This window comes from Cloacibacterium normanense, from assembly GCF_002943105.1.
GTDB lineage: Bacteria > Bacteroidota > Bacteroidia > Flavobacteriales > Weeksellaceae > Cloacibacterium.
In genome coordinates this window covers 1-16,829 of the sequence record NZ_PTPZ01000006.1, presented here as the reverse complement: position 1 = coordinate 16,829, position 16,829 = coordinate 1, and the positions used below count along the sequence as shown (strand labels likewise).

The window sequence follows — 16,829 nt, the reverse complement described above, 5'->3', positions numbered from 1 at the left end:
CAGCAATTAAGGAGTAGATTTTTGAAAAATTTCATTCTGCTTTTCTTTCAGTTCAGTGATGGCTTTCAGTTGGCTTTGGAAATAATTTAATTCCTTACTGCTGATAAATTTTTGAGCGTTTGCAATTCTGGCAATCTGATTGATGTTGGTTTCAATTTTTATGAAGATGTTGTCTTGTTTTTCAATGAACTCCAATATCTTTTTCCTTTCATCTTCTAGAATTCTGTTTTCAACCGATGCCGTGATTAAGTTGGTTAGGGTGATGTTTTTTTCTTTGCATATTCTTTTCCAGTGTTGTTTTCTTGTTATGGATATCCTAATTTTTATATAGTCTCTTTTTTCCATTTTTTATCAAACTCTCTGTAGCTATTTTCTATGGCAAATAAGATTTTCTCCAGTTGGAGTATCCCTGAACTTCTCCATAAGTATAGTAAGAGGTGGACATTGAATTTAAAGATGTCTGCGGAATTTGTATGGCATAATTTTCGAGTAAGGCAGGAAAATACTGCGTAGAATTTTCGGTATGCAGTAGAGCAATCTGATTTGGAATATAGCCTATATCGCTGTATATATTAGCAATGCTAATAAAAGCATCTCCAGTGATGGGGGCAGAATCTGAGGATCTGTAGATTTGAAAATGAACATTGACAATACCTTGAATTTTTCTGAATGTTATAGCTCCCTTTAATCCTCCGAAATTTTTGGTTCCGATGGTATAGGATTTTGAGGCAGTCAGATATGTATTGGTATTTCCCCAATAGTTCACTGGTGCAGACCATACCGAAGTTGCTGTTAGTCCAGCTGTGCTGTTTGAATTTAATGTTAATAAGATATAGTATTCAATAGGAGCTATCTCTTTTGAAAAAGACTGCCATAAGGTTCCGTCAAAATAATAAGGGGCTGCTTCGGTAATATTTTTAACCTGACCTGTCAAATTAGAAGGAGTGGATGTTGCATAAACCACTGCTCCTTGTTTAGCAGATGAATACGTTTTGGCTGCTAATTGATTTCCTGTAATACGTGGTGGAATAATTCCATCATAATGACTAATATCGTTTGGCTTTCCTACAACTTCTAAAGTAGTCTCTGGAGTTTGGGTGTTAATCCCGACTTGTCCGTAAATGAAAGTTGTAGATAATACGAATAAAAGATAGCTCGATTTTTTCATCTCTTTTTGATTAAAATTCTGAGGCAAAATTGAGCGTTAAAAATCTTTAAAACAATAGTATTCAAAGGGTTTGGGCTAAATAAGAATAGTTTGGATTAATCTGGATTCTCTAAAGATTAAAAAAGAATATTTTGGACTAATCTGGAAAATTAAATCCGATTTCAACGAAATAAAAAAATTCCGAAACTTTATCCCTTCTCATAAGAAAGGGCAAAAGTATCTCTGTTTTTACTTTCTCAAAGTAGTGAAGTTGCTATTTTAGAAAAGCAAAAATATTTTTAACATAATGAAACACATACATTGCTTTTTCTACATTCTTTTTTTTAATTATGCAGAATTATTATTTTTACTCAAATTTCATCTTTATTAAAAATGGAAATTTCAATTTATGAATTATAAACTTGAACTCAACAAACAAGGAGCTGGTGCTAATATTATTTTTCACAACATTATATTTGATTTTTTCAAAGTTAATATTGTAGAAAGATATCCTAAATCTATGGCTTTAACTCTGTCTCCAGATTTTGTTATATTCAAAGTTAGAACTTTAAATGATGAAATTATAAATACCAAAAAAGGAAATGGTCGAGTAAAATTAAAAGGAGATACTTTCCTTACTTACAAAGAAATAATAAAGGTGTTAAATTCTTACAAATACCAAAATAAAATCATCAATAGAGAAACTGCCAAACAAAAATTTGTTGATTTTATTTTAGGCCTAGTAGTTTCTAACTATAAAATTAATTGATGTTTATTTTTTAGTCATTAACGAAAAAAATACCTTTTTTTATTTTCTATTATATCTAGTTCTATTTCAACAAAAAACAAGGTTCCGCAGTTTTTTCCCCTTTTTGCAAAAAAGGCAAGAGAGTCTTTGGACGCAAAACTTGAAAAGTTTGTGGGTACAAAGACACATCTTGCCAAACTAAAGGTAATTTTTTTAAGAGCTCCGAAAAAGGTTGTATGATATTGATAATGAAATATTTTAGAAATTTATTGCTTTGAAAAAAAAATAATGAGAAAAGTTTTTTGAGCCTGCGTATTTTATATGCAGGTATATAAATAAGACGTATAGAAGTTACGCAGGTTCTTGTTGTACTTATGATAAAATATATATAGTTTTAGGAATAGAATGTATCTTTTTTACGCAGGTAGAATTTGATGAAGTGCCTTATAATTTTTGACACAGATATATGTAGAAAATGTGTAAAAATTACACAGGTTCTTGTTTTATCTGTATATATTTTATACAGTTTTAGGAGCAGAATGTGTCTTTTTTGTGTGGGGTGAATTTTGATGAAGTTTCCAATAACATTTTTACGCAGGTTTATGATGAATAAATTCAAAAATCACACAAGTTCTTGTTGTACCTATGCATGTTTTATATAGGTTTAGAAATAGAATGTATCTATTATGTGCAGGTTTAATTATGCTATTTTCTTTAAAATTTTCACACATGCATATTTATTACTACTCTAAAGAAATTTAAAACTAGTTATAAATGATAGATACCTACTGTTTATTAAATTTCAATTTTTGAATTCACAATAAAAAACATCTAACTTAATCATGATATTATTTAAGTTTTCCTAAATTCTACAATCTTAATCTTTTTTTAATTTATATAAAGAAGAAATAAATTTAAAAATCATCTTAAAAAATGGATAAGAACACTTTTTTTAAGATGATTTTTAAATTGAAAAGCTAATGAAAAACTATATAATTGAGGTTAAAACAGTTTTTATGATTGTACTTATTACTTGATTTTTGAAATTTGATAATTTAATTTTTGAAATACCAGCTTCTTTTAGTGATGTTAAAAAAAGTATGTCTTTTTGACTTTTCACCAACCACTCAAATTCTTCTTTTGTTATTTTTCCTTCCAATAATAAAACAGACCATCTTTTCAATTTTTCTTCACTCTCACTTAAAAATTTATTCAAATCTTTTTTAGATTCGTTAGATAAGTTCTTAAAATTATCTGCAAAAAGTTGGGTGAGTTCATTTTTAATTTGTTTTAAAATTTCATCTATATTCATTAGTTTTATTTTTTCATATTAATAATATCTAAAAGATTTGCTTCATTTTCTTTAGTTTTAGATGATTCGTATTTCAATAGAATTGAAAAAGCTTCATCTATTTGTTTTTTGGCTTCTTCAGAAAAGGAGCTTGATAGTGTTTTATTCTTTTTCCAAAGTTCAAAATAACCCATCAATAAACTTTTATCCTTATTATTCATTAGTTCCCACATTGTATAACTAATTTCATTATTAGGCCTATTTTTTTCATACTCTAGAATGAAAGCTACTTGATTTTTTAAATTTTCTATATCCTTTTCGTGTAAAGAATAATCTTCTTTAGAAATATCAATAAGTTTGTCTGCTTCTACTTTTATTTCAACTGTTTTCTGATAGGCAGTTTGATCAAAAGTTGCAGTTCTTAAACTATTGCAGGAAAAAATAATTGGAAAAATTAAAATACTTAAATATTTTTTCATAATAATTTTTTGTATTTATTGTAGGCCTTTTCTAATTTTTTATCATATTGATTAATAGAATAACTAATTCCATTATAATTCTTTGCAAATTTTGCCCATTCTTTAGTTCGAAGGTATTTTAGAATATCATACTTTTCTAAGAATAGTCCAAAGGCATTAAGATGCTCAGCTTCACTTAATTTCATTTTTGAGACAAACTCATCGATAGTTTTATAACCTAATTTGGAGAAATGATATCCCATAATTTGAAAACTACCCCACGATGCAGAACATAATGCTGCCTCTCTAAAATTATCATCATTAGATAGTCCTATTGCTTTAGCGAGCCTTTTATATTCTTTTTCACCTCCTAAATAGTATTTTTTAGTCCATTTTGGATATAAAATATCCGGATTATTTTTATTATAATCTTCTGGATCAATCCCTCTTTTCAATAATTCATTCCAAAACACGTGTCCTTCAAATAAAATTTTTGGCTCGCCATTTAGTAAAAATCCTTTTCCTGAACTTTCTATTTCGTTTACAGCTTTTACTGCAGCTAGCTCAAGATTAAATTTTTTGGAGAAATCTATTAAATCTTTTTCTGAAAGAAATTTTGTTTTTTGATTTAGTACTACTTCATTTGTTTTTAATAGTACTGTCCAAGTTTTCACACCAACAATTCCATCTGCAACAAGTTTATTTTTTTTCTGAAAATCTATGACTGCATTATGAGTATCTAGCCCAAAATAGTCACTTATTATTACTTTGTATCCTATATTGTTTAGAATCTCTTCTAACAAATAAACAGATGCATTTTTTGATTTAAATTTTAATATTTGCATTTTTTATTTGGATATTTATTTTTTTTGTTTTACATTTGTCATGTCTATTTGAGCAATCAAAACAGACCCTAGGATTGTCGATGAACTCAATTGAGGGATTCGATGATCTTTTTTTTTAAACACTTAATTCTGATATAGTATAATGGTTTACTTGCCCATTAACTATAAGAGTCACTCTATTCATTCCTCTATCAGCAAATAAATCAATTAGAACTTGTTTTAATGTTATTTTATTAACATTGATTTTAGATAGATCACTTCCTAAATCAATAACACATTCTGTAGCCCCACTTCTTCTCGCTTGCTTAACACAATCTTTTAAATAATTAATACTATACATAGGGTTTAGCGTACTATTTTTATATGAATAAGCACAACTAAACTGTCTAGTTCTTAAATTATAGGCATGAGGGTTTTTCTTACCATCAAATATTTCAGGTAAAATGATATATTCATCAGACATTTTTTTCCAAAGTAGAATTCGTTCTGCACTATTTATCCCTGAAATATTGCTATTACCTCCATTATACGAATTATAAAATTTATATGGAGATAACAGTAAATTCCCATCTCTTCTTAATTCATTCTTTTTGAAATATGGAGTATATCTTGCTAAAGCAATATCTAATGATGTAGAATCAACTAAACTAGTATAATAAAATCTGATTTCTATTGAAGTATTAAACAATTCACCATCATTTATACCCTTAATGTATAAATAGTTACCATTTGGCGTAGATTCAATTTTAGTTGACGCACCCAAAATATTATTGTTCCTAAATTGGTTACTTAATGATATAAAAATATTATTGATTGAAATATTAGTAGGTAACAAAACTTTATAAACTCCCGCACTTTCTCTACTCCAAAAGAAATCTTCTCCTGTATTATTTTCTAAAATATTTGATGTAGGATGATTAATACTCGTTTGACTCAATAATGCTACATAATTTCTAAAAGGTCTTTCAGCAGCTAAACTATCTATTAAATCACCAAATTGTGCTTGTGTTGGTCTTTTGCCTGTTTCAAAATATGTTTTTAAAACAGTTTTACTTCTTTGTGCCATATTATTATTTTTTTATTATCTAATTATAAATGTTTGATCTGTTATCATTCCGTCAATTCCGTCAGAAGATATTCCGTCTAATTGAATTGCATTATCATTATTAAATATTGTAAGTATATTTTCTTGTGAACTTAACATATTAGAATTATTTTCTGCTATAACTTTAAAGTGGTGATATATACTATTACCTTGAGAGTCTTTAATTGTTAATGGCAATAAATTTAATTGACTTAATGTAATAAATATTTCATTACTTTTAGCTTGTAAATCTTCTATTTTATTCCAGTTTCCATTTTCTAATCTATAAAGAGTAAATTGATTAGGATTACTAGGGTTAATTTCTAGTTTAGCAATTTCACTCCAATTTCCTTGTGCAGACATTTTGTACACATGATATTTTCCTCTATATAAAGTATGCCCCCATGTTAATCCTCCATAATTAATACTTGATGCATTTTCCAAAACTTCATCTGTAACAAATTTAGGAGTTGGAGACTCTGGATTTTGGCTTTCAACTATTAGGGTAGAAATTATTTTAGATGGTTGAGAAGGAACATAATCAATAACTAATTCAGGATTTTCGCCTCCAGAAACATAGTCGGCTTTTGCATATTCGATACGTTTTTCTACTGTTATTCTATAATAAATAGCTTCTCCATAAGGTACTTTGTCAAAACTATCAAATTCATCATAAATAGTCCAAATATTAGAATCTTCTAAGGAAAAATTAGAAATATCAATTGTTTTCACTAAATCCATATGCATAATAGCTTGTGCATTTATTCTCTCTGTTGTTCTATATAAATTAACTCTCTTGATTTTTTGAACGTCAGGATATGCATGAATTTCAATTTTTATTTTTGGGGTAATTCCTAAAACACTGTTACCCAAGACTGGTAAAGCAGAATTAATTTTGGGCGCTTCTGGAGCATTAGCATCTACTACTTTTACTGGACCTATAACTGGACTAAATTCACCAAACTTCATTGCAGAGCCAATCTCTCTTGCAACATAAAAATAAAAACTGTCAGTAGTAGCGTCTATAGTAAAATCTGTAAATGACACTTTTTTATCACTAATTCCTTTCATCATTGGAGCCATTTCAAATTCATCACCTGCAGCTTTTATAACAAAACCATTAGCATCTTTTTGTGTGCTGTTTGGCTTTAATAATACTCCATCTTTATCTCTTAAATTTTGTTTTTTATTAGTAGGAACATAATCTCCCCCATAAATTTGATCATAAACTACTGGCACTTCTGTTAATGGCAAAAATGCACTATATAAATACTCTTTTACAAAATCTCTAAAGAATATTGGTTTATCCAATATTCCTGAAATAATTTTAATAATTTCAGAATCAAAAGGCAATACACCATAATCTTCTTCTGTTAAAAGCCTATTATCGCTTTCTGTTAATTTGTAGAAACTATTATGTTGTTTAATAAAATAATTAATATTATCAAATAGTTCTTTGTTATCTGGCTGAGGCAATGCCCAACCCCATTTTCCTAAATGAGGTAGTGGTTCATATTCCATTTTATCCTCAGAATAATTTAAAAAATCTTGCCATCTTTCTGCAAAAGCAATTTCATTTTTCCCGCCTCGCATTTCAAGTTCACGATTAATATATTCTATAGTTTCTGTATTATATAAAGCATTTAATAAGGTATTATCATCTGCTCTATAGAATTGAACTGCAAATGGATTATCCTCAAACTCTACTTGGAATGTATAGGTAGCCTTACCATAAAAATCTGGTCTCGTAGTGTACAATGCACCTTTTGGCTGTTTTGGTCTTTGTGGAACAATGGTTTTTTGCGCTAATAAAATAGAAGGTGGACAGAATCTAGATGCATAATAAAGATTGTTATTATCCTTATATAAAGTATCTATAGATCTCAAACCAAAAATAGAATAATTCACATCTTTATCTCCATAAACTTTAGATTTCGTTAAATCATTACTTATATCACTGTATAGGTAAACTCTATAAGAAGGATAGTAATTAATTAACACATTATTTCCTAATAAAAATTCTCTGTTTAGATTTGGATTAAGTACAGTTCCTGTTTTATAGTCAAATTTAAAGTTCTCATCAATTACATACAATATAAGATCCTTAGTAGAATCACCAATATTCTCTGTTTTGAAAACTTTAAGTGAAGTTCTTGGTGCTATATATTTACCATCATTATTAATATCTGATATCTTGAATAATCTAACAAAACCATTAAACCATTCTACAGATTTAGCATTAGAGCTAAATTGCTCATGTTGAGGAAGTTTAAAATTATTGAATTCAATTTTATAAATTCCTTTGTGAATTTTTTTAACAACAGGATTAGATACAATAGCTCCATCCTCATCAATATACTTACCTTCATCATTTATTAATGCATGATCTTCCATAAATTCGGTAACTATAGCCTCTTTCCAAAAACCTCTTGTTTTCTCAATAAATTTTTGGGTATTGCCATCTTCAGAAGTTATTGTTATTAATTCTTTATTTACTACCCAATCTGCATTTCCTAGCTTCACTTTTAGTTGATTCGGATTTTTAATTCCCCAATTTGAAGGAGTTTGCATATTTTCTGTTGCCACAAACATTCCGTCACTTATAACTGTATTACTTGCATTAGTAAACTGAGTAATTTCTAAAAGCAATTTATTTTTTAGTGATGTAGCACTTAAATCAGAGTATTTACCAGAAAGCAATAAATCACTTGCTTCTTTTTTGTATATATTAAATTTAAGATTTTTAGTTCCTGCTTCTATACTATCAATTACATATGCTTGTTGATTCATCAAGAAAATTCCACCAACGAAATTTGTAGCACTAGTACCACTAGGATATTTTGACTCATAAACCTCTCCTGTACTAGCCATAGTATAACTATTGGTTGAAACTTGCATCAGTAATAAATTATTAGGTAAATCAGTTAAAGATGTTACTTTTGCTGTAATACTTTTAGGAGTTGAACTTCTATAAAAAATTTCTATTTGATCCGCAAATACTTCTTCGTTATCAGGAAAAACGGGCTCATTTTCTGAATCTACATTATATATTTTTATATCTTGTTCTGCATTATAATCAAATAATAATCGAACTAATGTATTATCAGAGCTTTCAGGAATAGTTTTCAATCTATCTTGTTCACTTACAGATGTAAACATTAAAGGATTTTCCTCTTTTATTAATTGACAATTTATACCAGTTGGAGGCAAAAGTGTGTTTGCTGGCTTTAAATCAGTTATTACTACTTTAACCTGTTCAGATGATGGATTGTTAGGTACATCAGAAGCTCTAGAGAACCAATCTATACCATAACTTGCATAAAAATATTTACCTTTTAAATTATGAAAATGAACATATAAAGCCTTATTTTCTTCGGCAAGAAGTATTGGTAAGGTTTCACCTATTGTTTCACTACCATATATAAAATACTCAGAATCATGTGATAATTCTGGAGATTGCCAAATAATTGGATTTTGAGCATTTACATAGTGTCTATGTTCTAGCCCAGCATAAATTGGGACTGTAAATTTACTGGCATCAAATTCTTTAAATGAATCAAAAAATGGAGGATATACTTCATACTTGAACGATTCTTTTGCATAAATACTTATCACTCTTTTTTTACCATCTTTTGTATAGCCATTTTCATCATACAAATCAGACTTTTCTGGATTTTCTGCTGGTAACCCAAATTTTATTTCTGAAATATCTACTGACAGAGGTTTTCTTTCTTCACTTACAGAAACTGGAAGAGACATAGACAACTGTTTTACCGTAAGCTCATCTCCTGATATTTTGGCACTAGCAAGGTTTTCTTTTTTATCATATTCAGCAATATAAACATATTGCCCATCAAAAATATTCGGATTAATATCCATAGTTCCCATGCCTAACATTCTAGCAACATGAAAATCTAATGCTGCCAACTTCAGTAAATCTAAATTTGAAACCTCACTATTTTCATCAGGATATGATTGGTAGCCACCTTCGTCATCATTTTGAGCATTTGGTTCTACTTGATTAAAATTGAAAACTTCTTTTGCTTTAGGTTTAATCTCACTTAACTCAATATATTTTTCAACTGTTTTCTTTATAGATCTTTCCCATGAATTAGCTTCTACAGATGGATCTACATTCCATTTATGTTTATAATTATTGATATTTACATAGTGGTCATCATTGTATTTTTTCCATCTTCCATGTACACGATTATCACTAGTATTAGGTTCTAATCTTGAAAAAACTAAATTATCATCTAAAGAAAGAGAATAGCTCCCTATTCTACTCCATCCTATAGAATTAGAATTAGAAATAAAATCTTTATAATATTCAAAACTGATTTTGCTTACTTGACAATCCTTCACTCTAAATCTCAAACTTCTACCATTTTCAATTCGTAAAGAAGGAACTGTATTTAAATCTGTTGATTTATATAATTTTCTATAAGATAAAACTTTACTATTATAAGTGTCCCTTTTTGCTAAAGAAAGACCTTCTAATTGTAAACTAGAATTCTCATTTTTATTAGAAATCTCAAGTTCCGCACCAAAAAATAAATCTACTTTATTTTCAACTTCAATTATACCACCATATGCTTGGATAAATCCTAGAGGATTTGTTTGAGGTGAAACTTGCGACAAAGCATTTCTGAATAAAGTTTTATTTTTGAAATATACATAAACGCTCCTATTATCAGCATATTTATAAATCCAATAATATTTTAATGGGTTTACAAAATCTGGCGTTTTACTAAAATCAATTATATACTGAACTTTATTATATGGAGCCCTATAAACGTTTACAAAATCATTTGGCCTATTATAAAAATTTGTAGATGTCGCTAAATTACCTTTTGGAATATGATTTTCTCCAAATTCATCTCCAAACTCCCATCTTAAATGCACGCCTTTCGTTTCAGTTACACCATTAGAACCTACCGCCTGCATAAAAAACTCTGGAGATTGGAGTTTTGTCTTTGGATCATTAGGGTCAATTATCTGTCTAACTTCGAATTGTATTTTAAAACTACTTGGATTTTTAATACTATCATTAATATAAATTAACTCTGAGTATGATTTAGCATAATTAGGAGTTCCTGTTATCCTTATATTTATTTCCTTTACTTCTTGAGGTAAAATATTTATATCTACATCACTATCGATAGTAAAAATAAGGCCTCCTATTTCGTTAGATTTGTGGATTTTACTGTTTTTAGCTAATTTATATGGAATTCTACTTTTATTTTTAATTGAAATTCTTCCTGCATTTCCATTAATAGTTATTCCATTAAAAAGTGTTGGTATTGTAAGATGATTCTCTACTATTTCTAAATTTGCAATACAACCTACTTGTGCAATATTTAGTTCATTTGCTAATTCATTTAATGCACTTCCCAAATCTTGAAAGTTTTGTAGTGGCAAATAATCTGATGATAATATATTGTTAGTGTTTGTCTTAATTATAGAATTTCTACTAAGATAAACTTGTAAAGCTTCGCCTAAATTATATGTAAATTCAGAGCCGTTATAATAATAAGAATTATTTAGTTGAGAAATGCCATATACGAAAATATGTGAATTAGAGTTAACAAATTGATAATTACTTTTTAATGTGCTTATTTGATTTACTTGACACCCGTCAGTAATAATAACAACCAAATCTTGTATTGGTAATTTTTTTACTTCTTCAAGTCCTGAATTCCAATAATCTGATTCACTATTTACATTTCTATTTCTATACTGATTAATCCAGTTTTCAAAATTAATTTTAAAATCCTTAATGTTTTTACTCAAAATATGATCTGTTCTAATTCCCGAATCAGAATTAGACATTCCGATCAATGAGAGTGTTATATTTCCATTAAGTTGGTTATTTATAAAACTTAATAATCCGTTTTTAATTTCTGCTGCTTCCGTAGAAGAAATAGAACCTGATTCATCAATTACTAATGCTAAATTAATAGGACATTCTGAAGTATTTCCTACACAAAGATCTTGCTGCGTTTCATCCAAGATAGATGTGGTGTTAGCTAATATACTTGATAGGTTCATTGAAGAATTTAGTATATCTAAACCATAACCTAAAACATCTATTCTATCTTCATAAAAATCATTATTACTTATTTCTACTGTTTTACACGAATTAAAGTCAGAAGATGTGTTTATAATTATGCTGGAGATATAATCTTCTCCAACAGCCATAATAGACTGTTCATAATCATTAAAACTTAATGATAAAATTTTTGAACTATTGTCACTAAAGATTATTCTTTTATTCCATAAGATATTACCTACACCATTTTCATCAATAAGAGATATAATACTTTCATCACTTGTTTTAGACAAAAGATATATTTGCTGATTTAACTCATTATATTCTATTTGTGAAGATCTACCAGAAGAATTTGCTAAAGTATTTAGTTTATATTGTTGGGCACCTATATTGGATATAAATGTAAACAGGTTATTTGTACTACCAGAATATCCAGATGCAATATACATATTATTCCTAAACTTAACAGAATGAATAGTACTATTACTAATACTCATCTGTGTTGGATTCAGTATAAATGAGTCAGTAATACTTAATGCAGTATTAAGATTAATAATTATTCCAACTGAAGTATCAAATTCTTGATTTTGATATAATATTCTACCTCCTAAAACTACTCCTTCATCATATGCTTGAAAATCATTTATAATCAAACTACTATCATTTAGTAATTTTTGATTAATCATGTTACCGTCTACTGAAATTTCTGATACAATAGTTTGTCTAAAGTCTTGTTGATTTTTATCAGAAGTGCATAAGAAAAATGAAGCAACATCTGTTTTATTTGCAGAAATAAAAACATGTTCTGTAGTATCTATACTACCTATTTGTTTACACCATATAATATTCCCGTTATTAGGATTTATACTAAATATATATTTATTTGAATAAGACATGCCAGAAACTGAACCCAAAACAAAATAGTAATATTGGTCACCAATATAATTTGGAACTATTTTTTGGATTATTTTATGGAATGTTAACCCTCCAAAGTTCTGAATAGAATAACTTTTCTCCCACAATATATCTCCATTCTCATTTGAGCATGTTATTAAACCATTTCCAGAAATATTTCCTATTGAAAAAATTCTGTTTTCACCACCATCTCCTCCAGGATAAGAAGGAAGTTCAAAAAATTTGCAAGAATAAAGATATTTATAATTGCTAGACTTGTTATATCTTTTAATAAATGACATCCTTTTAATTTTTTAATTGTTGATAATAATAGAATCTGTAACCACTGTACTATTTGTATCAGTTATATTTATTTCATACTCTCTATTTTCTGGATTCCAAGTTTTATAAAGGAACTTAAATACAAGAGATTTTTCCTCAATCACTTTAGTTTTATGCATTATAAGTACCTGAGAATAATCTTTGGAGAATAATTTTTTAAACTTGATATTCTCTGTACCGTTTCTCATTACTTGTATTGTATTAGCAATATCTTCTCTAGAAATTTTAGGATCGTTAAATGGTTCAGGATTTCTTATTAATATTGCAATCGCTTCACCATTTTTATTTCTAATGGTAACAAAGTCTGTACAAGTAGGTGGATCTAGTGGTTTCATACCTAAAACTCCTTCTAAAACTCTATCAAATTCATCAATATATTGTTTAGCAAGAATTTCTGTTTGTGTATTGCTACTACCAGAAACCAAAGTATAAGCGTTATTAACCTGACTATCTGTAAGATCTAAATCTATATTGAATACCGCTTGTTTTCTACTAATTACAACACCATTTTCATCTTTATTTTCTAACCAGTAACTCATTACTTGATTTCTAAAATTTGCATATCTAGATGTGGCAAAAACATACTGATGTACTAATTGATTCTCTTCATAAATTATATTTCCGCTAGAATCTACTTGTGCGTTAAATTCATTATCTGCATTATCATCAAATGCATTATATACCATTGCGGTATATAGCTTACTTGGTTTTAGATTTGTAAGTTTTACTTCATAAGAATATGCTTTAGGTGATTTAGGTGCTATTGGATTTCCTGTATGGAAAGTGCAGTTTACATTTGGATTATTTTTAACCTGAGATTCAATGAATTTTTTCAAAATTTTGAATTGAAGCGGCATTCTCGGATCATTATCATCTTTCCAATTCCCATCATCTAATGGTCTAGGTATTTCTCCCAAATTAATTAACTCTACTGGTAAAGGATAAGGGATTATGTCTTCGGATACGGGATCTTTAATAACAATATTCATTGCGCCTTTATACTCAGGTAAATCTCCATATTTTTCCCATTTTTTAAGCATATGATATGCAAAAGGTCTGTCAAAATAAATATTGATTTTACATTGCTCATTTCCATAGAATAATGGTTTTGCATTAAGAATATTACCATCTGCATTAGGATAAGATCTTCTATAATCTATGTATGGAGCTAAAGAAGTAATCGTAAATTCTTCCGGTTTTTTATATCTATTAGGATCATTTATATTCAAATCTTTTTTGGTTTCATCTAGTAAATATTCTTTATGTTTTTTATGAAAATGTCCAACTGGACCTACCGTTCTAAATCCATAATAATAGTTGAATATACCAGAATTAGGATCTTTACTATTATCCACTTCATCTCTTACTTTAAATCTAATATAATACTTAGTATTTGGTCTCCATATTGGCTGTACAATTTTAGTTTGCGCATCTATTGCTTGCATATTATCTTCTTTTACAGCGTCAATACCAGGTATGGTTATATTATATTCGTAATCTTCTAATGTTTTCCATTTTACATATTGCAAATATGTGTGACAACTATATTGAGATTCGTCTTTAATACAACATCCTAAAGATTTAAGTGCATTAACAAAACCTTTTATTGAGAATAATGCGGTTTCAAGAGTTGATCCGAAGGAATCATCCCATTGAGAAGACCAATCAAATTTATCCATAATTACATATAAATTATCAGTCAATTCATCATATTCTGATATCCTTAACATGAAATAATCAAAATGTTCTCTGTTATCATCAAAAGATAGATTGTAATTAATATTACTTAATAGTTCTTCATGAATAACATCGGCAAAATCACAAATATTATAAACTATGTTATTGGTGTCAGAACAATTACAATTTGTATTTAATTCAATAGGAAAATCATCTGGTAATTTATCAGTTTCAAGCAAAATATATGGGTAGCTCAACATTTCTACTTGCTCTGATTCATAGTTACAATCTCTCACATTTGTATAACAAACATTAACTTTACCATCAGTTTTTACAACTTTATTAACAAAATATTTAGGCTCTCCTGATATATGAATACCAAAACTGATGAGAATAACCGATTTACTGCTGAAATCAATTGTAGGGCCTGCTACTGGCACTCCATATTCTAAATTAAACTCCGATTGATTATTAATTACTTTAGCAAAATAATTTTCATGTCTGCAATCTAAATTAAATATGAGATTTCTAAATGGTAAGTTTCTACAGGTTTCTGTAGGTGGTGGGCTATCATTGCAACTACACTTTTGATTTAAAACAAAATTTACAGGGATATTGATTTTATTAATCGCTAAAAGATAATATCCATCTTCACTGCCGTCAGTATTTTTATCATAACAAATATTTAATGTACCATTAAGTGAGTCAATGGATTCCCTACTAAAAATTACTTTGGTAAAATTCGGTTTATTAGTTTCTAAAACACTTAATAAGACATCATTAATCAAAATAATTGAATTATTATCAAAAAAAGTTTCGGGATCAATGTCAAAATATTTTACATTATACTGTAAATTTCCATATATGTCATAATCACTATAATATTCTTCTTTTGAATTAATAATTTTAATAATTGCATTTTGGCTTGAATTTCTGCCATACTCTAAAAGCTGAGGAATCATTTCCTTACACAAAGAATCTGAATTACCTATACAATTACAATCATAATTTCTTAATAGCAATGATCCATCTTCTATTTTTTCAGTTTCAAAGACATAAATTCTAGTAGGAATTCCTTCTAGAGGCATTTCATTTAAAAGATAATCATATGAATAATCGTAACAGACATCTATAGCTCCATCAGCTCTTCTAATAAGCTTATTCAGATTAATTGTGATTTGATTTGATGAAATTACTGATGGATCATAAAGATATATCATTGCGCTATCTAACAATAAGACAGATCTATTTGTAAAATCAATTTGAGGAGTAAAATATGAGTCTCCATTTTCAGTTATAAAAGATGAATATAAAAGGTTTAACTCAGCCTGAGTGTTAATTAATCTTGGGTTTCCAATTAACGTTTGAGCACCACCTTTATAACCATAGCCCCATGCAGAAAACTCTAATTCAGTACAATTAGAAGTATTAATTCCTTGTATAGATGCAAATTTTGCTTGTGATACGTTTATATTTACAGAATTAATATTAACACATAGTTTATCTTTTAATTTTTTTAGTTCATTATCTAAAAATTCATATCTATCTAAATCAGCTCCTGCGATTTCTCCATTTGTATTAAGATTAGCACGTTCTACAATTTGATTCATTTCTGCTTTTATAAGTTCAATAGTAGTTAAACTTGAACTTTGTGGGGTAATCTCAATTTTAGAAAATGCTTTACTTAAATCATACTCTCCATTTGCATTTTTAGGACTTTCTATAACTATTTTTTTATTGAGAATTTCTGCCCTAGTATATAAAGTTTTATCAGGCGCTATTACTTCTTCGTGTAAAATATTTCCCGACAAATCATCTAAAATGATTTTTTTACACTCAATTCTTACACCATCTTGTAAATAACTATTTAATTCTAATTCTACCCAAACGCTTTCTTGAGGGAGAGTTATCACTAATGTGTTAGCATTACTAAATCCTAAAGATTTTACATTATTATTTATTGGGAAATCAACTTTCATTACATCTTTACTAACTACTTCTTTTATATTACCATCTTCATCCATTTCATAACTTTGATAAAAATCTCCTTTAATATTGTAGTATGCTCCATTGATAAAATGTGCAGGATAATGTGCAGGAGGATAGAAAGTAGTTCCAGTAGTTAGATTTTCAAAATTAGAAAGATGCTCTCTTGTAAATTCAGATTTACAGAATAATTCTGAAGGTGTAATGCCATATTGTTCAGGAATAAACCAACCTGATGATGCACCTTCTAAGAATGAAAAAGGATTACTCGCTAAGATTCTTATAGAATCATACCTTTCATTTTT

General features: G+C 28.2%; 9 protein-coding genes. 1 reads left to right on the top strand and 8 read right to left on the bottom strand.

All coding sequences use genetic code 11. The annotated features are described in order from the left end of the window. Positions 1–6: 6 nt before the first annotated feature. Together C3729_RS09885 and C3729_RS09880 are read right to left on the bottom strand one after the other, a co-directional pair. Entirely contained in the window at positions 7–345 is a 339-nt protein-coding gene (locus tag C3729_RS09885) for a hypothetical protein (protein WP_104793992.1), read from the bottom strand. A 28-nt stretch (positions 346–373) separates the two neighbouring features. Continuing rightward, entirely contained in the window at positions 374–1,168 is a 795-nt protein-coding gene (locus C3729_RS09880) for a hypothetical protein (RefSeq protein WP_133159968.1), read from the bottom strand. Between the two features lie 388 nt (positions 1,169–1,556). Between C3729_RS09880 and C3729_RS09875 the strand changes: the two genes are divergently transcribed. Beyond that, a complete protein-coding gene (locus C3729_RS09875; RefSeq protein ID WP_104793990.1) occupies positions 1,557–1,916 on the top strand; it encodes a prevent-host-death protein in 360 nt (119 codons plus the stop codon). 967 nt (positions 1,917–2,883) lie between these two features. Here C3729_RS09875 and C3729_RS09870 read toward each other — a convergent pair. The 6 genes from C3729_RS09870 to C3729_RS13235 all read right to left on the bottom strand — a co-directional run. Next, a complete protein-coding gene (locus C3729_RS09870; RefSeq protein WP_104793989.1) occupies positions 2,884–3,207 on the bottom strand; it encodes a hypothetical protein in 324 nt (107 codons plus the stop codon). Positions 3,208–3,212: 5 nt separating this feature from the next. Beyond that, positions 3,213–3,665, bottom strand: coding sequence for a hypothetical protein (locus tag C3729_RS09865; RefSeq protein WP_104793988.1), 453 nt, complete (start codon positions 3,663–3,665; stop codon positions 3,213–3,215). Continuing rightward, positions 3,662–4,489, bottom strand: a complete 828-nt coding sequence (locus tag C3729_RS09860; protein ID WP_104793987.1) for an N-acetylmuramidase domain-containing protein — start codon at positions 4,487–4,489, stop codon at positions 3,662–3,664. Before C3729_RS09860 ends, C3729_RS09865 begins: the two co-directional genes overlap by 4 nt. Before the next feature lie 115 nt (positions 4,490–4,604). Beyond that, positions 4,605–5,555 carry a hypothetical protein gene (locus C3729_RS09855; protein ID WP_104793986.1) on the bottom strand — a complete coding sequence of 317 codons (951 nt, stop codon included), beginning with the start codon at positions 5,553–5,555 and terminating at the stop codon, positions 4,605–4,607. A gap of 15 nt (positions 5,556–5,570) precedes the next feature. Then, a complete protein-coding gene (locus C3729_RS09850) occupies positions 5,571–12,821 on the bottom strand; it encodes a hypothetical protein (RefSeq protein WP_104793985.1) in 7,251 nt (2,416 codons plus the stop codon). Between the two features lie 12 nt (positions 12,822–12,833). Continuing rightward, a partial coding sequence (locus C3729_RS13235) for a hypothetical protein (protein WP_165785759.1) occupies positions 12,834–16,829 on the bottom strand: 3,996 nt, incomplete at its 5' end.